Annotated in this window: 17 protein-coding genes and 1 pseudogene; 13 read left to right on the forward strand and 5 right to left on the reverse strand. The window is 41.1% G+C overall.

The window, feature by feature from the left end:
• Positions 1 to 173 precede the first annotated feature (173 nt).
• Positions 174 to 497 carry a hypothetical protein gene (locus tag AU377_RS10060; protein WP_067407578.1) on the forward strand — a complete coding sequence of 108 codons (324 nt, stop codon included), beginning with the start codon at positions 174 to 176 and terminating at the stop codon, positions 495 to 497.
• Positions 498 to 546: 49 nt separating this feature from the next.
• Here the strand turns inward: AU377_RS10060 and rpoN are convergent, their stop codons facing one another.
• Entirely contained in the window at positions 547 to 1,857 is a 1,311-nt protein-coding gene (rpoN, locus tag AU377_RS10065) for an RNA polymerase factor sigma-54 (protein ID WP_067407579.1), read from the reverse strand.
• Positions 1,858 to 2,190: 333 nt separating this feature from the next.
• On the opposite strand from rpoN, the pseudogene AU377_RS15330 reads away from it, so the two are divergent.
• Positions 2,191 to 2,625, forward strand: a pseudogene (locus AU377_RS15330) (alanine:cation symporter family protein); the annotation flags it as partial.
• Between the two features lie 76 nt (positions 2,626 to 2,701).
• On the opposite strand, the gene AU377_RS10080 reads toward AU377_RS15330, so the two are convergent.
• The gene (locus tag AU377_RS10080; protein WP_067407587.1) at positions 2,702 to 3,805 is read right to left on the reverse strand and encodes a Xaa-Pro peptidase family protein; all 1,104 of its coding nucleotides are present in this window, start codon (positions 3,803 to 3,805) and stop codon (positions 2,702 to 2,704) included.
• 661 nt (positions 3,806 to 4,466) lie between these two features.
• Between AU377_RS10080 and AU377_RS10085 the strand changes: the two genes are divergently transcribed.
• From AU377_RS10085 to AU377_RS10135, 11 genes are all read left to right on the forward strand, one after another.
• On the forward strand, positions 4,467 to 5,489 hold the full coding sequence (locus AU377_RS10085) for an ABC transporter ATP-binding protein (RefSeq protein ID WP_067407589.1): 1,023 nt from the start codon (positions 4,467 to 4,469) through the stop codon (positions 5,487 to 5,489).
• Positions 5,464 to 6,432: an ABC transporter ATP-binding protein gene (locus AU377_RS10090; protein ID WP_067407591.1), complete on the forward strand. Its 969-nt coding sequence runs from the start codon at positions 5,464 to 5,466 to the stop codon at positions 6,430 to 6,432. The genes AU377_RS10085 and AU377_RS10090 overlap by 26 nt, the downstream gene beginning before the upstream one ends.
• A gap of 27 nt (positions 6,433 to 6,459) precedes the next feature.
• Positions 6,460 to 8,094, forward strand: coding sequence for an ABC transporter substrate-binding protein (locus AU377_RS10095; RefSeq protein ID WP_067407593.1), 1,635 nt, complete (start codon positions 6,460 to 6,462; stop codon positions 8,092 to 8,094).
• A gap of 135 nt (positions 8,095 to 8,229) precedes the next feature.
• Positions 8,230 to 9,231 carry an ABC transporter permease gene (locus tag AU377_RS10100; RefSeq protein ID WP_067407595.1) on the forward strand — a complete coding sequence of 334 codons (1,002 nt, stop codon included), beginning with the start codon at positions 8,230 to 8,232 and terminating at the stop codon, positions 9,229 to 9,231.
• Between the two features lie 14 nt (positions 9,232 to 9,245).
• On the forward strand, positions 9,246 to 10,175 hold the full coding sequence (locus AU377_RS10105) for an ABC transporter permease (RefSeq protein WP_067407597.1): 930 nt from the start codon (positions 9,246 to 9,248) through the stop codon (positions 10,173 to 10,175).
• 381 nt (positions 10,176 to 10,556) lie between these two features.
• Positions 10,557 to 12,227 (forward strand): peptide ABC transporter substrate-binding protein, encoded by a 1,671-nt coding sequence (locus AU377_RS10110; protein WP_067407599.1) that lies wholly within the window; start codon positions 10,557 to 10,559, stop codon positions 12,225 to 12,227.
• 99 nt (positions 12,228 to 12,326) lie between these two features.
• The gene (opp3b, locus tag AU377_RS10115) at positions 12,327 to 13,265 is read left to right on the forward strand and encodes an oligopeptide ABC transporter permease (protein ID WP_067407886.1); all 939 of its coding nucleotides are present in this window, start codon (positions 12,327 to 12,329) and stop codon (positions 13,263 to 13,265) included.
• Positions 13,252 to 14,268: an oligopeptide ABC transporter permease gene (gene opp3C, locus AU377_RS10120; RefSeq protein ID WP_067407601.1), complete on the forward strand. Its 1,017-nt coding sequence runs from the start codon at positions 13,252 to 13,254 to the stop codon at positions 14,266 to 14,268. Before opp3b ends, opp3C begins: the two co-directional genes overlap by 14 nt.
• 11 nt (positions 14,269 to 14,279) lie before the next feature.
• The gene (locus tag AU377_RS15875; RefSeq protein ID WP_082732004.1) at positions 14,280 to 16,253 is read left to right on the forward strand and encodes an ABC transporter ATP-binding protein; all 1,974 of its coding nucleotides are present in this window, start codon (positions 14,280 to 14,282) and stop codon (positions 16,251 to 16,253) included.
• A complete protein-coding gene (locus AU377_RS10130; RefSeq protein ID WP_067407610.1) occupies positions 16,250 to 16,606 on the forward strand; it encodes a DUF3899 domain-containing protein in 357 nt (118 codons plus the stop codon). The genes AU377_RS15875 and AU377_RS10130 overlap by 4 nt, the downstream gene beginning before the upstream one ends.
• A 21-nt stretch (positions 16,607 to 16,627) precedes the next feature.
• Positions 16,628 to 17,704, forward strand: coding sequence for a Xaa-Pro peptidase family protein (locus AU377_RS10135; RefSeq protein ID WP_067407612.1), 1,077 nt, complete (start codon positions 16,628 to 16,630; stop codon positions 17,702 to 17,704).
• Positions 17,705 to 17,820: 116 nt separating this feature from the next.
• Here AU377_RS10135 and AU377_RS10140 read toward each other — a convergent pair whose 3' ends face one another.
• The 3 genes from AU377_RS10140 to AU377_RS10150 all read right to left on the reverse strand — a co-directional run bounded on the left by AU377_RS10140 (position 17,821) and on the right by AU377_RS10150 (position 21,316).
• Positions 17,821 to 19,095 (reverse strand): cytosine permease, encoded by a 1,275-nt coding sequence (locus AU377_RS10140; protein WP_067407887.1) that lies wholly within the window; start codon positions 19,093 to 19,095, stop codon positions 17,821 to 17,823.
• 151 nt (positions 19,096 to 19,246) lie between these two features.
• Positions 19,247 to 19,561, reverse strand: a complete 315-nt coding sequence (locus AU377_RS10145) for a cupin domain-containing protein (protein ID WP_067407614.1) — start codon at positions 19,559 to 19,561, stop codon at positions 19,247 to 19,249.
• 15 nt (positions 19,562 to 19,576) lie between these two features.
• Complete coding sequence (locus AU377_RS10150; RefSeq protein WP_067407616.1) at positions 19,577 to 21,316, reverse strand: hydantoinase B/oxoprolinase family protein; 1,740 nt, start codon at positions 21,314 to 21,316, stop codon at positions 19,577 to 19,579.
• Between the last annotated feature and the right edge of the window lies 1 nt (position 21,317).

Genomic DNA, 21,317 nt, shown 5'->3' on the forward strand with positions numbered 1-21,317 from the left:
TGGCGGTTTTTCATTGATAGATGCTAATACCATTCATAAATAATTATGGTTGGAGAACCCAAAGTGATGGTCATGTATAGAACTATCCAACTTATCAGAAAAGGCGTGGAAATTTGATAATAGTTGAGGTATACTTTAATGAAAGGGAATGTACTACAGTTGGAGGGAAGCATATGGGACCATTTGAATTTATCGGAATGATGGGAATAGTAGTTATCATATTACTCCTATTCATGTGGATCGGAGAAAAATGTATCGTTCAATTTACTCGAAGGAATGTAAGCCCTTTCATGAAAATTGTATCTTCAATGTTATTTACGTTAATCATAGTAGGAATTGGAACAATGATCGTTGACCAAGCACCAAGTTTTTACGCATTTTTAATCGCGATGGGTATTATTGTCTTTAATAAATATTGGCTTGGGCATTTCTCGGAGGAAGAATCAGAACAAGTTGAAAAATCGATAAATGATGAGTCTTCCCTTATGCATTTTTAATAAATAAAACTAAAAAGAGGAACGAAGATTACGATCTTCGTTCCTCTTTTCATATTTGAATTTCTTTTCGTTTACTAGAAGATGGGATCCGTAACTCTTCTCGGTATTTACTAATCGTTCTTCTCGAAATCGTAATCCCTTTCTCTGTATTAAAATACTCTGCAATTTTTTGATCTGAATATGGCTTGAATTTATTTTCCTCTGCAATTAACTTTTCCAATAACGTTTTCACTTTTGTTTGTGAAATGCTATTGCCATCACTGGTCTCTAACTTTGACGTAAACAGCATGCGAAGATCAAAAGAGCCAAATGGGGTTTGAATGACTTTGTTTGCTGTCGCTCGGCTCACGGTGGACTCATGCATCTCAATCGCATCCGCAACTTCTTTGAGTGTCATCGGTTTTAATGCCTGCAGTCCCTTTTTAAAAAACGGCTCCTGTTTTTCTAGTAATACATTGATAATTTTAATAATTGTATTGCGGCGCTGTTCGATACTGCTAAGCAGCCATTGATAGTTTTTATATTGTGTTTGCATGAACTTAGAGGCGTCACACTTTGATTGAAGATAATGTGTATACGAACCGTTTAAATGTATTGCTGGCAAATAGTGATCATTTAGGTGGAAAGCAAACGTGCCGTCTTTACATTCCACAATAATATCCGGGGTGACGTATTCTGTTGAATCGTCGTCAAGCAGTGAACAAGGACGTGGATTGAGTGATTGGATAAACTCATACAATTCTTTCACTTCCGCCATTGAAATGTCCATTTTGGCAGCAATCTCATTCCATTTTCGATCCGCTATTAACTGTAAGTGATCATTCACCAAACGTTCTGCCAACTTATTGTCTGGATGTTCGTTAACAATTTGAAGCAGCAGACATTCTTTTAAATCCCGCGCACCGATTCCACTTGGCCCAACTTGTTGCAAAAGATGAATGCCTCGATCAATTTCTTCCATTGTATATGGGCTATTATTACCAATATCGTTCGATAAATAGCCGTGTTCATCCAAGTTATAAATCAAGTATTGTAACAATTTTTGATCGTTCACATCCGCAAAGTGAAATTTAGCGTGTTTCACTAATTCATTTCGCATATTTTGTTCATTGCATTGAATAATATCAATTGGCATTTCAGCCGTCCCCGAAGAAATTTTGCGTCTGTTTACCCTTTCCTCGAACGAAGAATGCTGATCTTTCTCTTTTTCTTTCAGCTCGATCATAGGATTTTCCAACTCTTGCTGTCGAATAAATTGTTCGAGCTCGTAAGTGGAATATTGAAGTAGTTCAATCGCCTGCCGTAATTCAACTGTCATCAAAAGATTGAGTTCTTGTCGTTGTTGCAGTACAAGTTTCATGAAAAATCCCCCTACCTTCTCTATTTATAACTCTTTCTATTAATTGTAATCGCTTACATACCTATAACCCTATTATAGCACAGTATCTAACAATCTTCGACGGGAAATAAGAATGTTCAGATAACGGATGTGTAGAATTTACTAATAGTTGTCGAAAAGGTTTTACATTAATGGCGCCTTTCTATACTATCAGATTAAAAGTAAAAGAATCTATTATTTCCGATATTTCAATTATAGCGTATTTTGTTGAAGATTTACATAAAAACTTCATAATTGGCATGAAAGTTGCAATATTCCTCTGTACTGCAAGGGGGAATGGAGAAATCTATTTAAACAAAGATTGGCAATGAGTATCGTGGCGGAACGCCTTTCTTCATTGAAAAAGGATTGAGGCTGAAATGGTTCGCAGTTATTATGGCAATCGTTGTGACGCTTTCTTATGGTATTCTAATGCCTGGCATTCAGTCGAACACATTGCAGTCGGCTTTGAAAGTACACTCGGTTTAAATAAGACAATTATCGGGATTGTAATGGTTGCTTTACTCGGCATTATTATTTTCGGCGGTGTAGAACGAATTGCGGGTGTTGCAGACAAAGTAGTACCGTTTATCCTTTGTCAACACAATGAGGGGAATTGAACCGGGACCTATTTATACGCAAGAAGCAATTCATACGGTTTTCCCAGGCTACGGTCCTCTATTTGTAGCGATTGCAATTTTCTTCTTCGCATTCACGACATTGATGGCTTATTATTACATCGCTGAATCGTAAATTATAACGTAACAAAAAAAGCCTTTGATCGCAGGGAATCATCATCTGCGGACAAAGGCTTTTTGAAACGGATTTATAAAATATGCAATTCTTTCGGGAAGGATGTGAGCACTTCCGTTTTGCCATCTTCATTAATATAGACGATATCTTCAATTCGAATACCGCCTTCTTCCGGGATATAAATGCCTGGCTCGATCGTGAAAACAAGACCTGATTCGGCGATGTCTTCATTGTTTTGGTGAACGGATGGCTCTTCGTGCACCTCAATACCTAGACCGTGGCCAACGCGGTTATTATAATATTGCCCGTAGCCGCTCTCTGCAATGACATTTCTTGCTGCGATGTCAAAGTTTTTAAGCGGTACACCAGCTTGAACAGCTTCAATGCCTGCTTCGTTTGAGGCAAGAACGATGGAATAAAGTTCTTTTTGTCTTTCCGTTGCTTCGCCGACGATGAACGTGCGTGTAATGTCAGAGCAATACCCATCTTTCACGACGCCAAAGTCAATGAGCACATAATCGCCGTTTTGAATGACGCGTTCTCCAGGTGAACCGTGCGGCAATGCTGCTTTTTCGCCAGTTAACACGATCGTAGAGAAGGATGGACCATCTGCGCCAAATTTTCGCATTAAAAATTCTAGTTCTGCTGTCAGCTCGGACTCAGTCATGCCGACTTTGATCTTCTTAATACCTTCTTCTAGCACTTTTTCAATAATATCAATCGCTTTTTGCAGAAGTGCAATTTCTTCCTTGGATTTTTTCATACGCTGGGCATTGACCGTATTTTGAACGTCAACGACATCGATGTGCGGATAAGCGCCCTTTAAGCTTGTGTAACGATCATAGCTCAACGCTTTCGCTTCGATTCCAACCGTTTTAGAAATGTCACCAATGGCATTTTTCACAACTTCAAAAGGAACTTGCTCATCTGAAATTGGAACGATCGTTTGAATATCAGAATCTTGTGCAGCCGCGTCTTTATCTAGTGCTGGAACAAATAAAAACTGCTCATTCGCATTAATATTGATAAACAAAGACATGAATCGCTCATGTGGATCTGCGTTGAATCCAGTGTAGTAAAACACATTTGCCGGTGCTGTAATCATAACCGCTTCAATATTTTGTTCGCGTAATTGCGCTTGTAAAATCTCTCTTCTTTTTGCGTAAATACTTTCCAACGAAAGCCCTCCCTAAGTATTGTCAATGATTATACTTGCAAGAATTGTGCCGTATCTCCAGAGTTTGACATTCATCTTGTCGAAGCCCTCTTCAACAAGGTGGAAAATCCATGAATCAGGAAGAAATTTTACCATACCTAACGAAAAAATCCCACTTTTGCCTACGTAAAGATGAGGAATTCAAGCTTTTAGGCGTTACAAGTAACCCGTTAAGCTTCGTATAGCAGATGCTATCTAAATGTAGAAACTTTTTAAAAGAACTAAACCAAATGGAAGACGGAGAGAAATATCGATTTTAATGTCTAATAGAATAGAATTGTCTATTTTTTTGTGTAAAAATTCCTATACAATTATTCTGGGTTGGAGAAATGGCTTTACAATCATTTTTAGTAAGAAAAATTAATTTGAGTAGTCTTCTTAATGGACCAATATCACAATTTTTGGACTGTTGAGTAGTTAGAAAAGCTACTATTCTCCTAGGTCTACCAATTTTCATTTGAAAGATTTCGTTCGGGGGGGAAAATGGGCTTTAATGGAATTGTTTGTCAAATGATAGGTTTTTGGCATGATAAGTGCATATACATGTTGTCTGAAAGGCAGGGGGGAATGGGAAATTGCAAAACAGCTTGTTAATGAATGACGGTTTAAGGAGGGAGTAACGGTGTCTAATGTTGTTCTAGAGTTAAAAGAACTTCATACACATTTTTTCACTGAAAACGGTGAAATACCCGCAGTTGACGGGGTTAGTATAAAGCTTCATAAAGGCGAAATAGTAGGAATTGTTGGTGAGTCTGGATGTGGAAAAAGTGTTACCTCCTTATCAATAATGGGGCTTGTTCCGAGTCCTCCTGGAAAGATTGTAGGCGGGGAGATCAATTTTAAAGGTGAGAATCTCGTAACCGCATCCCCTAAAAGGATTAAAAATATTAGGGGAAATGAAATTGCGATGATCTTTCAAGAGCCTATGACTTCTTTAAATCCACTTTTTACAATAGGAAACCAATTAATTGAAGCTCTCCGTATGCATCAAAAAATCACAAAAAAAGATGCAAGGAAGAAATCGATCGAGATGCTAAAGTTAGTTGGGATTCCACGTCCAGATGCTGTCATTGATGAATATCCTCATCAATTGTCGGGGGGGATGAGGCAACGTGTCATGATTGCAATGGCCATGTTGTGCAACCCAGAAGTTTTAATTGCTGATGAACCGACAACGGCATTGGATGTAACGATTCAAGCGCAGATTTTAGACATCATGCGTAATTTGAATCAGAAACAGGATACAGCTATTTTAATGATCACACATGATCTAGGCGTTGTTGCAGAGATTTGTGACCGTGTTGTTGTGATGTATTCAGGAAAAGTTGTAGAGGAAGGGACCACTAGAGAGATCTTAAAAGATCCGCAACATCCTTATACGGTTGGTTTAATCCGCTCATTACCGAATATGAATGTGAAAAATCAACAACTATATTCTATACCTGGAACAGTCCCTTTGCCTAAAATCGGAAGAACTGCTTGTGGTTTTGCCCCTAGATGTGAATTCGCATTAGATCGCTGTTTTCAAGAAAACCCAGATTTATATGTACTAGAGAGTGGCCGAAGCAGTCGATGCTTTTTAAACGATGCGGATGGTGAGAAAGGAGGTCCCTTGAAGGATGCAGAAGCCGCTATTAGAAGTTAATGGATTAAAGAAATACTTTGATATACGGGGCGGAGTGCTAGGTAAAAAAGTCGGTGAGGTGAAAGCGGTTGACGATGTTACATTTACCGTCAAAGAGGGCGAGATTCTAGGGATTGTAGGAGAATCTGGTTGCGGTAAGTCTACAACCGGAAAGTCAATCCTAAGATTGATTGAACCAACCGATGGAGAAGTAAAGTTTGAGGGGCGGGATATTACAGCTGTTACTCAGGAAGAAATGCGAAAGCTGAGACGGGATATGCAGATTATATTCCAAGACCCATATGCCTCCTTAAATCCAAGACATACGATCGAAAAAGTTATTAGCGAGCCTTTGTTAATCCATGGGATGAAATCTGTTAAAGAACGGAAAGAAAGAGTAAGAGAATTACTGGAAGTAGTTGGTTTAAGTGACTATCATGCTTCAAGGTACCCTCACCAATTTAGTGGAGGACAAAGGCAACGAATCGGGATTGCGAGGGCGTTGGCAAATAATCCCAAACTAATCATTTGTGATGAACCTGTCTCTGCTTTAGACGTATCAGTACAATCCCAAATTTTGAATTTGATGGAAGAACTACGTGATCAATTTAACCTAACATACATTTTTATTGCCCATGATCTTAGTGTCGTGAAGCATATTAGCGACCGGGTGGGTGTTATGTATTTGGGGCGCATGGTCGAGTTGGCGGATAAGGACAACCTGTATGATGATCCGAAACATCCTTATACGCGGGCATTATTGTCAGCGGTTCCGTTACCAGATCCTGACGTGAAAAAAGAAAGAATTATTTTAAAAGGTGATGTACCAAGTCCAGCCAATCCACCGACAGGATGTACTTTTCATACGAGATGTCCGAATGTAATGGATATTTGTAAAACGGCTCGGCCTCAATTCAACCAAATTGATGAAAATCATGCTGTTGCATGCCATCTATACAATTAAAAACATATTACAAGGGGGTAAAAAGTGATGAAATTTAAAACTGCTTTTGTAAGGGTTTTCATACTTGCATTAGTTTTAGTGCTTGCCGCATGTGGTGGTGGTGGCGAAGAAGGAAGTAGTAAAGAAGGATCCAAGTCAGAATCCAAAGGGGATCAAGTGTTAGTATTTGCGCGCGGCGGTGATTCAAGCAGTCTAGACTTTGCAAGCACTTCAGATGGAGAATCTTCACGTGTTACAAAGCAAATTTTTGAGAGTTTACTTGACTTTGATAAAGACTCATTCAATGTTGTTCCAGGATTGGCACATGATTGGGACGTTTCAGAAGATGGATTGAGCTACAAATTCTACCTTGAAGAAGGTGTTACGTTCCATGATGGCACTGATTTTAATGCTGAGGCAGTAAAGGTGAATTTTGAGCGTTGGTCTGACCCTGATCATCAATATGCATTCAAGGAAGATGGATACGCTTACCCATTGTACGGGACGATGTTCGGTGGATATAAGGGAGATGAAGATCACGTCATCAAGGAAATAAACGTAGTAGGTGATCACGAAATTGAATTTGTTTTAACACAGCCATTGGGATCATTTTTACAAAACATGGGCATGCACTACTTTGCAATTACATCTCCAAAAGCTTTAGAAGATTTCGGAGCTAAAATCAATGAAAACCCAGTAGGTACAGGTCCATTTAAATTTGTAAGTTGGAGTAAAGACGACTCCATTGTACTAGAAAAGAATGAGAACTATCGTAAAGAAGGACTTCCAAAACTGGATAAAGTTGTTTATAAAGTTGTACCTGATAACGCAGCTCGCTTAATCGCATTACGTTCGGGGGAAATCGATATTATGGATGATGTAAATCCGGATGATGCGGCTGGTGTTGAAGCGGATAACGCTTTGAACCTCTATACACGAGGAGAAAATAATGTTGGCTTTTTAGGATTTAATACAGCAAAAGAGCCATTAAATAACAAGTTAGTTCGTCAGGCAATTAACCATTCAATTGAACGTGAAAAAATTGCAGATGCGCTTTATGCTGGTTATGCGACACCTGCGGTTAATCCATTGCCGCCTGGATACATGGGCTATAACGATGAAGTTGAAGGGTACAAGTTTGATGCTGACAAAGCAAAAGAATTATTGGCAGAAGCAGGCTATCCAGATGGTTTTGAAATTGATTTATGGGTAATGCCAGTTTCTAGACCGTATATGCCGGATCCAGAAAAAGCTGCTGAAATCATTCAAGATAACTTAAGTAAAATCGGCGTTAAAGTCAAAATTGTCCGAGAAGAATGGGCCCCATACTTGGAGAAAACGTCCAAAGGTGATCAAGAGCTTTACCTACTTGGTTGGTCGGGATCAAACGGTGATCCAGATTATTTCCTAAGTAGTCTCACACACGGGGAAAGTGTTGGTGGAGAAAATCGTACTTTCTATGATAATGCAGAGCTAAACGAACTTTTAGATGCGGCTAAACTATCTGTCGACCAAGAAGAACGTGCGCGATTGTATAAAGAGGCACAAGAAATCATATCGGAAGATTCACCGATGGTAACGCTTGTCCATTCTAAACCACTAGTAGCAACTAGAAGTGCCGTGAAAAATTACCAACCACACCCTTCAACAAGTGATTCGTTGGTAGAAGTTGAACTTGAGTAACGAATAGGATTGGGGGAGATCTTTCACTCTCCCAATCTTTGTTAATTGAAAGAGCTTTAGCGTATTGATGGCTCAGACGAATACAACATGAAACATTTTATCCGAATATGGATAGATGAAAACCGGGGTGAGACGATGTATGCATATATAATGAGACGTTTATTGATGCTCATTCCAGTGCTAATAGGTATGACAATTGTTACTTTTGCGATTGTCCATTTTATACCGGGTAATCCTGCACAAGTCATTTTAGGGGAAACTGCGACTGAAGCTGCTGTAGAGGAGCTAGAAGAGCGAATGGGCTTAAATAAGCCATACGCTGTTCAATATGGCTTGTATGTAAAAGGTCTTCTTCAAGGCGATTTAGGAACATCCCTAAAGACTAAAACAGAAATTGCAAGTGAAATATGGCCATTTATGGCTGGGACGATTGAGTTATCTCTATTTGCGATGTTATTTGCAGTAATTATAGGTGTAAATGCAGGAATTATTAGTGCCTGGAAACAGAATTCATGGTTTGACTTTTTGGCAATGATCTTCGCGCTAGTCGGTGTCTCAGTTCCTATTTTTTGGCTTGCGCTTATGGAACAATGGATTTTTGCGCAAGAGCTTGGTTGGTTTCCAGCCTATGGAAGACAAAGTAGTAGGGATACGATGGAGGCAATTACACATTTATATGTGCTCGATTCCATACTTCATCTAGATTTTGGAAGAACAATAACCACACTTAAACATTTGGTATTACCGAGTATAGCCTTAGGGACGATACCGATGGCGATTATTGCAAGAATGACTCGCTCAAGTATGTTAGAAGTGATGAAGTCTGACTACATCCGAACTGTTCGTGCAAAAGGTTCGGGAGAGTTCCTAGTTGTTTATAAACATGCACTAAAAAATGCAGTCATCCCAATTTTGACAGTGATGGGATTACAAATGGGCGTGTTGTTAGGCGGAGCTATTCTAACAGAAACGATATTTAGTTGGCCTGGCATTGGGCGATATATTTATGACGCGATTAATTACCGTGATTATCCAGTGATTCAGTCAGGTATTTTAATTGTTGCATTTATGTTTGTTATGATTAATTTACTAGTTGACGTGCTCTACACTTACGTTGATCCAAGGATAAAATATTAGGGGGCGTAATAATTATGAAGATAGAGGAACGACCAAAAGTTGAAAAATTATTAACAAACCCTGTAAAAAGAAATCATCAATTCGATACGGTAGAAGTTAAAGTTTCTCCTCCTTGGAAAGATGCAGTGAAACAACTTCGGAAAAATCGCTTTGCTGTTGCGGGTTTTATCATTATCGTGTTTTTTGTTTTTCTTGGGCTGTTAGCGCCATTATTAACGCCTTATAGTTATGAAGAACAAAATCTTGCCAATCGATTACTTGCACCATCTGCCGATCACTGGTTTGGAACCGATGACCTTGGAAGGGATATTTTCACGAGAATTGCCTATGGCGCAAGAATTTCCTTGCAAGTTGGATTGTTTGCAGTAAGTGGTGCGCTCGTTTTCGGTACAATTTTAGGGATCGTTGCAGGTTATTTTGGCCGCTGGATCGATACGATCATCTCTAGAACGTTCGATATGCTTTTGGCGTTTCCAAGTATTTTATTGGCAATTGCAGTTGTTGCGATTTTAGGTGCTTCTCTTGAAAACGCTTTAATTGCTATTGCTATTATCAACATACCGGTATTTGGACGTTTGGTACGCTCAAGGGTCATTAGTCTGCGTGAGGAAGAGTATATAATGGCAGCTAAAGCACAGGGTATGAAAAATGGAAGGATCCTTCTCCATCATATCCTGCCGAACAGTATGGCGCCTATTATTGTTCAAAGTACTTTAGGATTCGGTACCGCAATATTAGATGCCGCAGCATTAGGCTTTCTAGGTCTAGGGGCACAGCCTCCTATGCCTGAATGGGGGAAAATGCTTGCCGATTCGCGTAACTTTATCCAGTTAGCACCTTGGACGCTCATCGCACCGGGTATATCCATTATGTTGGTTGTACTAGGATTCAACCTAATTGGTGATGGTTTAAGAGATGCGATAGATCCAAAGATGAAAAGTTAATCGTTAGGAGTCTAGAGGAATTACCATTGAACAGTTACTTTGTAGAACGTGTCCTTGGTGATTCCTTTTTTCTTATTCGACAAATGAGTGAGTATTGCGATTAGTGTGCGAATTCAATATTTTCGGCACGGAAATTGCAAGAATATATAGAAGCATAGCAAAGAAAGGAGTGATTTAGGAAGTTTAACTCCCACTATTAATACGTGTCAAAAAAGAAGGTTGCAAGAAAGAGATGATGACTTGAATGGGTGAACTAATTAAAACTGTAAAAATTCCTGGAATTATTTAGAGGCACCTGTCAAAAAGTCTAGACAGCATACGCGGTCGAATTATTGAAAGCGGTTCCATTCCAAAACTATCATTCACAAGGGGGCAACGCGCATGAAAAAGAAAATGTTATGGCTTTTCACACTTCTGATCGTCAGTGTAGTGGCATTAGCCGGGTGTTACGGTGGAGAAAAAGCCGGATCAGACGCAGATGAAAAAGATGAAACGAAAGGAACAAGCGAAGAAAGCACAGGACCAAGTGTTTTACACTTAGCAGTGGCGGGGGAGATTCCAACATTGAAAACAAATGGTCAGATGGACGGTCTTTCTCAAACAATCCTTCAAAATATTTATGAAGGTTTGTTCAAAATCGATCAAAATGATCAAGTGATTGAAGGAATTGTTGACACTTACGACGTCAGTGAAGATGGGAAAACATACACTTTTCATTTGAAAGAAACTGTTTGGAGCAATGACACGCCAGTGACGGCGAACGACTTTGTCTATGCATGGAAGAAAAACTTACACCCCGAAACGATTTCACCACATGCGTACTTAATGGGTCCTGTGAAAAATGCAGCAGCAATCCAAGACCCTGAAAGCGATCTTTACGGAAAAGTAGACGAGCTTGGCGTGAAGGTGATCGATGAAAAGACATTAGAAGTGGAGCTAGATAATACTGTTCCATACATTACTGAGCTTTTAGCACACCAAGTATTTTATCCACAAAACGAGGAGTTTGTTGAATCTCAAGGGGATCAATATGCGCTAGAGCCGGAAAATATTATCTCCAATGGAGCTTTTACAATTGACACATGGGCGCATGACCAAAGCTGGACATTGAAAAAGAATCCAAAATATTGGAATGCCGACACAGTTAAATTGGATGAAGTGAACTATAAAGTGGCAAAAGATACAGCGACAGAAATGAATCTTTACGAAACAGACACAATCGATGTTGCTAACTTGTCCTCTGAATTTGTTGACGTCTATAAAGATCATGAGGAATATACAACTTCCCTAAAATCAGAAATTTACTTCCTGCGCATGAACCAGAAAAACCCGAACTTGGCGAATGCTAACATCCGAAAGGCAATCGACATGGGGTGGGATAAAGAACAAGCTGCCGATGCGATTTTAAAGAATGGTTCCCAAGCGGCTTATTGGCTCGTATTCCCTGGTTTTGTCGAGACACCAGAGGGCGGGGATTTCCGTGACAAATTCGGTGATTTAAACAAAGGAACAGTTGAAGAAGCGCAAGCGCTTTGGACGAAAGGTCTTGAAGAGCTAGGTGTCGATGAAATTTCATTAGAACTTTTAAGCTATGACGATGATCAAAGAAAGTCCATCGCTGAATATATGAAAAATCAATTAGAGAAAAATCTTCCAGGCCTTAAAATTACGATTAACCAACAGCCAAACAAACAGAAATTGGCTTTGGAAGATGCGTTAGATTATGACATATCCCATTCCGGCTGGAGAAATGACATTGCGGATCCAGTTGAATTTTTATCCGTGTTCCTTTCGGACGGGCCTTACAACTGGCAAAACTTCAAAAATGACCGCTTCGATGAGCTTGTGAAAAAGGCAATGGTCGATTTCTCAGACAATAACCAGCGTGCGATCGATCTGCAAGAAGCGGAGGAAATTTTAATCGCACAAGAGGCGGCAATTTCACCGATGTATCAAGCAGGATCTGCACGACTTGTGAAGCCTCATGTCAAAGGTTTTGTTACACATGCGAATTCAACGTTTTCGTTCCAATGGGTAACGATTGAAAAGTAAAGGCAAATACGTCATCAGTTTTTCGTGTCTCCCATTTATTAAATGATGGGGGACACGGAAGATGGCGAAAGTACTTCCAAAAAAGGCGGTGAGACTTCTGTGAAAAAATATATTGTGAGTCGGGTTGGGTACATGATATTCACATTTTTGCTAATCGCCACGTTTACTTTCTTTCTCATGCAAACGTTGCCGGGCTCTCCGTTTAATGACGAACGTTTAACAGAAGTACAAAAGCAAGTGTTGTATGAAAGATATGGATTGAATGAACCAATGGCGATTCAGTATGTCAAATATTTGGGGAATATCGTGAAAGGAGACTTTGGTGTCTCTTTCCAATTCGATGGAAGAGCTGTGACCAGCATTATCGGTGAACGGATCGGTGTCTCGGCAGTTCTCGGCGCGCAATCATTGATTGTTGGAACGGTTTTAGGGCTGTTTTTAGGGATTATTGCCGCCTTAAGACATAACACCTTCATTGACTATGGCGCGATGATTATTGCGGTACTCGGCTTGTCGATTCCAAACTTTGTATTAGCAGGTTTACTGCAATACTGGATCGGCGTTCGTTTACAATGGCTGCCTGTTGCGTTTTGGGATGGATTTGCGTATTCCATTCTGCCAACCATTGCACTTTCCGCTTTCGTTGTGGCGACGATGGCACGGTTTATGCGGACAGAAATGCTCGACGTATTAGGAAATGAATACATCACGACGGCAAGGGCAAAGGGAATTAGTGAACTAAAAGTCGTCTTAAAGCATGGTTTGCGGAATGCGATGATTCCAATTATAACGATTCTCGGACCTTTAACAGTTGCACTAATGACGGGGACATTAGTCGTCGAAAAAATCTTTAGTGTTCCGGGTCTCGGCGAACAGTTCGTCAAATCTATTTTAACGAATGATTACCCGGTCATTATGGGTGTGACATTGTTTTATAGTTTTTTATTCATACTTGTTATTTTAATCGTCGATTTATTATACGGTGTCATCGATCCAAGAATCCGACTAGCAGGGGGTGGGCAGCGTGAAGGTAAATGAAGCAGAATTCACAGATGATCTATTCGAAGAAGCGGGTCAACAATTCAAAGAAAAGAAAAAGTCCGGCCGCCCATCTTCAAGCTTTTGGCGTGATTCCTGGATTCGACTCCGCAAAAACAATGGTGCGTTCATTGGACTTATTTTGATCATTGCCATGATTTTATTGGCAATCTTCGGTCCAATGATGAATTCTTATGGTTTTGACGATCAGGATTTAACGAGAGCCAATTTACCACCTAAAGTGCCAGTCCTAGAGAATATTCCCTTTTTGGGAATGAATGGCGTGGATATTCGGGGGATGGATCAGTATGAAGCGAAAGGTGTTACGGACTATTATTGGTTCGGAACAGATGAGCTGGGCCGTGATTTGTGGACGCGTATTTGGCAAGGGACAAGAATTTCTTTGTATATCGCCTTTTTGGCTGCCACGTTAGATTTAATCATCGGTGTTGCGTACGGGAGCATATCGGCTTATTACGGCGGACGCGTGGACAACGTGATGCAGCGGATTATTGAGGTGTTAATGGGTGTTCCGAACTTAATCGTCGTCATTTTACTTATTTTAGTCTTGAAGCCGGGTATTGTGTCGATCACGCTTGCGATGGTCATTACAGGCTGGGTGAATATGGCAAGAATTGTCCGGGGTCAAGTGCTGAAATTGAAAGGGCAAGAGTTTGTGTTAGCCTCCCGAACCTTAGGTGCAAAAGATCAGCGGCTCATTTGGGGGCATCTGATCCCGAACAGTTTAGGGCCGATCATTATTACAACGATGTTCACCATTCCAACGGCGATTTTTACAGAAGCTTTTTTAAGTTTTATCGGGTTAGGGCTGCAACCGCCTATTGCATCCTTAGGGACGATTGTGAACGACGGATTTAAAATGCTGAGAATTTATCCGCATATGTTGTTGTTCTCTTCTGTCATTATCAGTTTAATCATGATCAGCTTTAACTTACTCGGAGACGGTCTACGGGATTCATTTGATCCGAAAATGAAAAAGTAGAGGTGATGGACGTGGAGAAAATTTTAACAGTAGAAGATGTGCACATCTCTTTTGATACGTACGATGGCGAAGTAAAAGCTGTTCGGGGTGTTTCGTTCGATTTATATAAAGGGGAAACACTTGCAATTGTCGGTGAATCAGGATCAGGGAAATCGGTCATGTCGAAAAGTATTATGGGGCTAGTACCAAAACCGTCCGGGAAAATCGTGAATGGAAAAATTATGTATAAAAATCGGGACATTACGAAACTCTCGTCGAAAGAATATCGAGGGATCCGCGGTGCAGACATTTCCATCGTCTTTCAAGATCCAATGACATCTTTGAATCCTACGATGACAATTGGTCATCAAATTATGGAAGGGATTATGGTGCATCAAAAGCTGCCTCGAAAAGAAGCGGAGGAAAAAGCGATTGAACTGTTGCATCTCGTCGGCATTCCGAATCCAGAACAGCGTGTGAAGCAATATCCGCACCAGTTTTCAGGCGGTATGCAGCAACGGGTTATTATTGCCATGTCGCTTGCTTGTAACCCGGAGATTTTAATTGCGGATGAGCCGACAACGGCTTTAGATGTGACGGTTCAAGCGCAAGTATTGGAATTGTTAAAAGAAATACAGCTGAAAATGGGGACATCGATCATATTTATTACCCATGATTTAGGGGTTGTTGCGAATATTGCAGACCGGGTTGCCGTTATGTACGCAGGGAAAATTGTGGAAATCGGCAAGACGGAAGAAGTTTTTTACAACACACAGCACCCCTACACGAAAGGGTTGCTTGCGGCCATGCCGGATTTAAACACGGGGCAGGATGAACTGCAAACGATTCCGGGATCACCTCCAAATCTCTTGTACCCGCCTGTCGGAGATGCTTTCGCCGAGCGTAATGAACATGCATTGAAAATCGACTTTCTACATGACCCGCCGATGTTCAAAGTATCAGATACACATTATGCAGCGACGTGGCTGCTCCATGAAAAGGCAGTAGGAAAAGCAAAGGAAATCGATGAGAAAATCAAGGTGAAGAAGCAATCTAAAACGGTTGGGGTCCAAAAGTCAGTTCGGCAGGAAAAACTGCTGGAAGTGAAAGGGTTGAAGCAACATTTCCCGGACAGCCGCCAGTCGGTCATTAAAGCGGTAGACGGTTTAACATTTGATATTTTCAAAGGGGAAACGTTCGGACTTGTTGGTGAATCAGGCTGCGGGAAATCAACGACTGGTCGGACATTGATTCGCTTGTACGATGCCACGGATGGCGAAATACTGTTCAAAGGTGTCGATATTCGACAACAAAACAATTTGAACAAAGAAGTTCAAATGATTTTCCAAGATCCGTATTCTTCATTGAATCCGAGGTGGACGGTAGCGGACATTATTGCGGAGGGCATGGATATTCATGGGTTATATAAAACAAAGCAAGAGCGCATGGAAAAGGTTTATGAGTTGCTAAGAACGGTTGGTTTACTAGAAGAACACGCCAATCGCTATCCACACGAATTTAGTGGGGGGCAAAGACAGCGAATTGGCATCGCGCGTGCTCTCGCTGTTGAACCGAAGTTCATCATCGCGGATGAACCAATTTCAGCATTGGATGTATCGATTCAAGCACAAATTACGAACTTGCTGCGAAAGTTGCAGCGGGAGAAAGGGTTAACTTATTTGTTCATCGCGCATGATCTTTCGATGGTGAAATATATTAGTGACCGCGTTGGGGTGATGTATCGAGGGAAGCTCGTTGAAGTGGCGGAAAGTGATGAACTGTATGCGAACCCGCTTCACCCGTATACGAAATCGTTGTTATCCGCGATCCCTGTCCCCGATCCGAACATTGAAAAAACACGAAAACGTGTACATAAAACGGAATGGGATATGTCGGCGTCGGATTATCAATTAAGAGAAGTAGTAGAAGGGCATTGGGTTGCCTGCACGGAAGCGGAGTTTATGCAATACAAACAAGCAGCGCAGAAAGAGATGTTGTTCGTATGAGAAAAGGATTGTGTTGGACAATTGCCGCGATCGGATTTTTGGCGCTTGTCTTGTTCGTCCTAGACGTTGGAATGGCAGTTTGGGATACGTTTTTTCTGACTGGACTCGTTCTTTTTATGTGCGGGGGCGCTTTTCTATTATTGGAAAAGGGAATTTTTAATTTTTTCTTTCTGAGCTTTCGTAAGTTTTTAAAATCGACGTCGAAAGCGGAAGAATACGTGTCGGAAGTAAATGGGGAAAGACAAGTAATCGCATCCTTGCCGATGAAATTTTCTTTTACACGTTACTTATTGCTTGTCGGTGTAGCGATGCTTGTCGTGGCAACAGTTTTTCCAGTTTATTTTATTCAATAAGATGAGAATGGGGGAAGTGGAATGAATCGTATTGAAAAGTTGCAAAAACAATTAGATGAACTACAAGTAGATGGTTTGATCGTTAACGGGGATTGGAATCGAAGATATTTGTCAGGATTTACAGGAAGCAATGGCATCCTTATTGTCACAGCAGACGACGTGCGTTTTGTAACAGACTATCGTTATTTTGAGCAGGCAGAAAAGCAAACGGGGTTGGATGTTGTATTGCATGCGGAGCATACGGGTCATAAGCATAAAATCTATGACGAAGTCGCGAAGCAAGTAAAACAAATGGGGATTCGAAAGCTTGGCTTTGAACAGCAACATTTAAACTATGGCAATTACGCGCGATTGGAGACGCTCCTTGATACGACGCTCGTACCAACATATGACGTAGTTGAAAACTTGCGCATGGTAAAGTCAGCAGAAGAAATTGAAAACATTCGCATTTCCACTAAAATTACGGATGATGCATTTGTTCATATTTTAGAGATCATTCGTCCGGGCATGACTGAATTGGATGTTGCGGGTGAACTGGAAAGCTTTATTAAGAAAAATGGCGGTTTGACTGGGACGTTTAGTCCAATCGTTGCTTCTGGAAAAAGGGCATCGTTGCCGCATGGCCGAGCAAGTGACAAAGTACTGGAAAAAGGCGACATGATCACGATTGACTTCGGTACAAATTATAATGGCTATTGGTCGGACATTTCCCGAGTGGTTGCGCTAGGCGAACCGAGCGATACGTTAAAAGAAGTGCATCAAGTTGTCCACCGGGCATTTACAAATTGCATTGATCATTTGAAGCCTGGTTTAACGGATCAAGAAGTCGATCAATATATGCGTGAAGTGTTAATAGAGACAGGGTACAACGAAGTTTCCGGGACGGGAACAGGTCATGGCATTGGACTTGAGGTACACGAAAAACCATTATTTTCAGTAGACTCCGAGAAAATACTATTGCCGAATATGGTTGTAACGGTTGAGCCGGGTGTTTATGTAAAGGATGTCGGGGGGGCGCGAGTGGAAGATATGCTCCTCATCACGGAAGAGGGCTGTGAAGTGTTGTCTCCTTCTACGAAAGAGTTAGTTATTTTGTAAGGGGAAAGGAACTGTTTTGCGCTGTTAATTGATTCGACTACAAAACAAGTTGACAATTAAATTAAAAAAGGCTACAGAAAACTCCTAGACGAGGTCTGTAGCCTTTTTCGTTACGATTAGACCGTAAATTGATCCGGTGCAACATTCTTTTTAATTTTCATAGCAAATACATATACAACAATGGAGACGATGAGCGATTGGACTGCCGGGAGACCCCACGGCGATACGTATTGTGTGAAATACCCGACTATGATACCGGCAGCCATTGCAATGGTTGCCATCCAATTCCATCCATCATGGTCTTCCCATTCTTGCTTTCTAATGAAGAAGAAATCTGCCATCATTACTCCACCAATAGCAGGATACAATAAGGCTGTTAAGTAAAGGAAATCCATAAAGTAGTCAAGAATCCCCATTAATGCAACGATAATCGCTAGGATTGTACCTAACAGCGTAAGAAGGGCCCGGCCTTTACCTGAGTTCACATTAAAAATGTTTGCCAAAGCTAACCCCATGCTATAGTTATTGACTAATTGGGAAGTCCATGTCGCAAACCATAAAATTAAAAAGCCCCAAATTGGAAAACCTAATCCCATCATGACGTTAACAATATCTGCATCGCCAACGCCTACAGCCATCACAGCCCCTACTACAAAAAGCGGTAAGCCAACAAGAATGATTCCACTCGGGATAATAAAATTATCCTTCCATGTTGGTTTAGCATAACGCGTATAATCCGATGCAATGACCCATTGAGAAACGTTAGCCCCAATAACAAGACTAATCGCAGCCCAAATTGTCATTGTGGGTGTCGGTTGCCAAGATGTAATCGTATCCCAACCAATATTTCGCATCGCATAGTAGATTCCGCCGGCAATTAAAACAAGACCAGCAGGAACTGCAATATAATCCGTCCATTTCATAGAACTATAACCAATAATTGAAGGGAGGGCAAAAAGTAACCCACAAACAACTGTCACAATTGCCCAGCCCATCCAATTATGCTGGTAATCGATACCGAACATCGCGGAGATCGCGTTACCAGCTACCGCGGTTTGTAAGGCCCACCAACCAAGCGAAACGATAAAGATTGTAAATCCAACGATTACTTTTGCTTGAACAGCCCCAAAGCTAGCACGTGAAATAACAGAAGATGAACGTCCGGTTTTGGCTCCGATATAGCCTTGCAATGTGTTGCCAATCCACTGGAACCCGAATAGTGCGATAATTAGTATTAAAAGAATCTTAGAAAGTCCGAAACTGGCAGTAAGTGCAGCCCCAACCATTAATACCGGAATGGTAAATTCTAATCCGCCAAAAATCATCGTAGGGGTAATCCAATGTTGCCGTGCGGATTCAGGAATTGAATCTAACGCTTGGTCCTGATCCATGAAACCTTCGGCCGAAGTCTTTTTTACCCTTGTTGGGGCATTCGTTGTTTGTACCATTCTATTTCACATCCTTTTTGATAATAAAAAAGAATAGGAAGGAGAAATGCATCGCTTCCTATTCAAGAGTTTCATTTACTCAATCTATTTCCTATTAGACTTTCACCAGTGCATAGACAAGCTCACATGCTTCGTTTCCTTCATTTACACACCAATGCGGTTCTCCAGCTGGAATATAAGACGCTTGACCCTCTGTAATCGTGAAAGGTTTTCCACCGCTTTCGCCTGAAAGAGCTCCTTTAAGAATAAAGGAATATTCATGCTCTTCATGGGAAGTTGTTCCTTCTTTCGGCAATTTTTCTCCTGCAGGTATAGAGACAAAGCCAAAATTTACGTCAGCACCTTCAAATTGATCTTGAAAAAGTGTTTGGACAATTTCTTCTGTGATTTTTGGTTGTTCAATTTTCATAGCAATTCCTCCAAATTACGATGTTCTTCCAGGCAGTTCCTGATAGTCGAATGTGCTTCGATCGACTTCTACTAAAAAGTGTTCTTTTGCTTCCTCCACGGTGAAATACCCATTTTTAACATCTTGTGCAACTTGTGCTGCCGATCTATTAAGTGGATCGCCATACCCTCCACCTGTCCCTGTCATTAAACGGACTACGTCATTTTTCTGGAGTCTATAACGTGGGTAAACCCCGAAAGGACCGTCAACTTCACCATTCGCCTTATGAATATAAAACTCATTAGGGGAACCTTCATTTCCTTTGTTCATTCCCCATGGATAGAACTTATTACGTCCGTAAGTGATAGTAGCTGCTTGTCCGTCAGATAACGCACGATAAGCCCGTATGACACCTTTACCTCCAATAAATTCACCGGCGCCAGCTCCGTTCCCATCTTGGCGCAAGCTATATTCATCAATTAGAACGCCATATCTTGTTTCCGCTACTTCTACTGGAACGTTATAGGTTTCTCCATCTGCTACACAGAATTGGCCGGAAGCTCCGTCTTGACCAAGTGCTCCACCCCAACCCCCAACTGAAGGTTCCACAATTAAAAATGGCTCATTCGTGTCCTGATGATTACCAGTTAACGTAACTGAACAGACAGAAAGGTGATGACCGGCTGTTAAACGATTTGGTAAATGCGGAGCCATTGCTTTCCAAATCAAATCTAGACTTCCGAGTAAAGTTTCAAAGTAGTTGGAAACTGGTACCGGTCGTTCAGCTGACATAATTGATTTTGGATCCACAATGACCTTTAGCGGTCGGAAAACCCCGTCATTCACGTCCTGTTCTGGGTTTGTCATGGCCAAGAAAATGACCCGGACTGCTGAAACAAGCCCTGTATAGGAACAGTTCATGGGGCCGGGAACTTGTGGATGGCTGCCCCGGAAATCACAAATAAATTCATCATCCGTGATGGTTACCTTTACTTTGATCTTAAAGGGGCCATTTCCCATGCCGTCAGTGTCAATGTAATCTTCAGCCTCAAAAACACCTTTTGGTAGTTTTTGAAGTTCTTGACGAGAAATGATCTCGCCATGATCTAACAAATAATCAATTGCAGCTAAAATGGTTTCTTTGCTATGTTTATCGCATAGCTCTTTCAATCTGCGTTCTCCTGTCCTTAAAGCGGCAACTTGTGCCCACATATCACCGAGTGATAAATCTGGGAACCGAACATTTGAGCGGATGATTTCAACGATCCCTTCATTTAAACGATCTTCGTCATATAATTTAATGCAGTTAAATTGTAGTCCTTCTTGGAAGATATCTACTGCATCGTTTGTAAATGAACCAGGGTCTTTTCCGCCAACTTCAGTCCAGTGGGCTTTATTTGCAGAGAAAGCAATGAGTTCCCCTTCGTAGAAGATTGGCATGACAAGTCCGACATCGGAAAGGTGAGAACCTCCTCCGTTATAGGGGTCATTTATGATAATTACGTCGCCCGGTTTAAGCTGATCATCAGGATACTTTTTAAGCGTCTCTTTTACCATGAATGTAAGCATTCCTATAAAACCAGTGACACCGTTTCCTTGTGTTAAGAGATTTCCTTTTGCATCCGTCAATCCACTAGCATAGTCAAGTACTTCGTAAATAATTGGACTCATTGAAGTGCGTGCTAATGCAACAAACATTTCATCACCGGCAGCTAGTAGGGAATCTTTGACGATCTCCAATGTAAATGGATCCACTTTAACAGAAGTAGTTGTCATG

The sequence above is a fragment of the Sporosarcina sp. HYO08 genome (genome assembly GCF_001563475.1).
In the GTDB taxonomy this organism is placed as follows: Bacteria; Bacillota; Bacilli; order Bacillales_A; family Planococcaceae; genus Sporosarcina.

Excerpts from the sequence above, each read along its gene's own strand:
- AU377_RS10090 (WP_067407591.1), top strand. The coding sequence starts at position 5,464 with ATGCAGAAGCCGCTATTAGAAGTTAATGGATTAAAGAAATACTTTGAT.
- AU377_RS10140 (WP_067407887.1), bottom strand. The coding sequence starts at position 19,095 with ATGGATCAGGACCAAGCGTTAGATTCAATTCCTGAATCCGCACGGCAA.
- AU377_RS10145 (WP_067407614.1), bottom strand. The coding sequence starts at position 19,561 with ATGAAAATTGAACAACCAAAAATCACAGAAGAAATTGTCCAAACACTT.
- AU377_RS10060 (WP_067407578.1), top strand. The coding sequence starts at position 174 with ATGGGACCATTTGAATTTATCGGAATGATGGGAATAGTAGTTATCATA.
- AU377_RS10110 (WP_067407599.1), top strand. The coding sequence starts at position 10,557 with ATGAAAAAGAAAATGTTATGGCTTTTCACACTTCTGATCGTCAGTGTA.
- AU377_RS10095 (WP_067407593.1), top strand. The coding sequence starts at position 6,460 with ATGAAATTTAAAACTGCTTTTGTAAGGGTTTTCATACTTGCATTAGTT.
- AU377_RS10100 (WP_067407595.1), top strand. The coding sequence starts at position 8,230 with ATGTATGCATATATAATGAGACGTTTATTGATGCTCATTCCAGTGCTA.
- AU377_RS10135 (WP_067407612.1), top strand. The coding sequence starts at position 16,628 with ATGAATCGTATTGAAAAGTTGCAAAAACAATTAGATGAACTACAAGTA.
- AU377_RS10105 (WP_067407597.1), top strand. The coding sequence starts at position 9,246 with ATGAAGATAGAGGAACGACCAAAAGTTGAAAAATTATTAACAAACCCT.
- AU377_RS10150 (WP_067407616.1), bottom strand. The coding sequence starts at position 21,316 with ATGACAACTACTTCTGTTAAAGTGGATCCATTTACATTGGAGATCGTC.
- rpoN (WP_067407579.1), bottom strand. The coding sequence starts at position 1,857 with ATGAAACTTGTACTGCAACAACGACAAGAACTCAATCTTTTGATGACA.
- AU377_RS10130 (WP_067407610.1), top strand. The coding sequence starts at position 16,250 with ATGAGAAAAGGATTGTGTTGGACAATTGCCGCGATCGGATTTTTGGCG.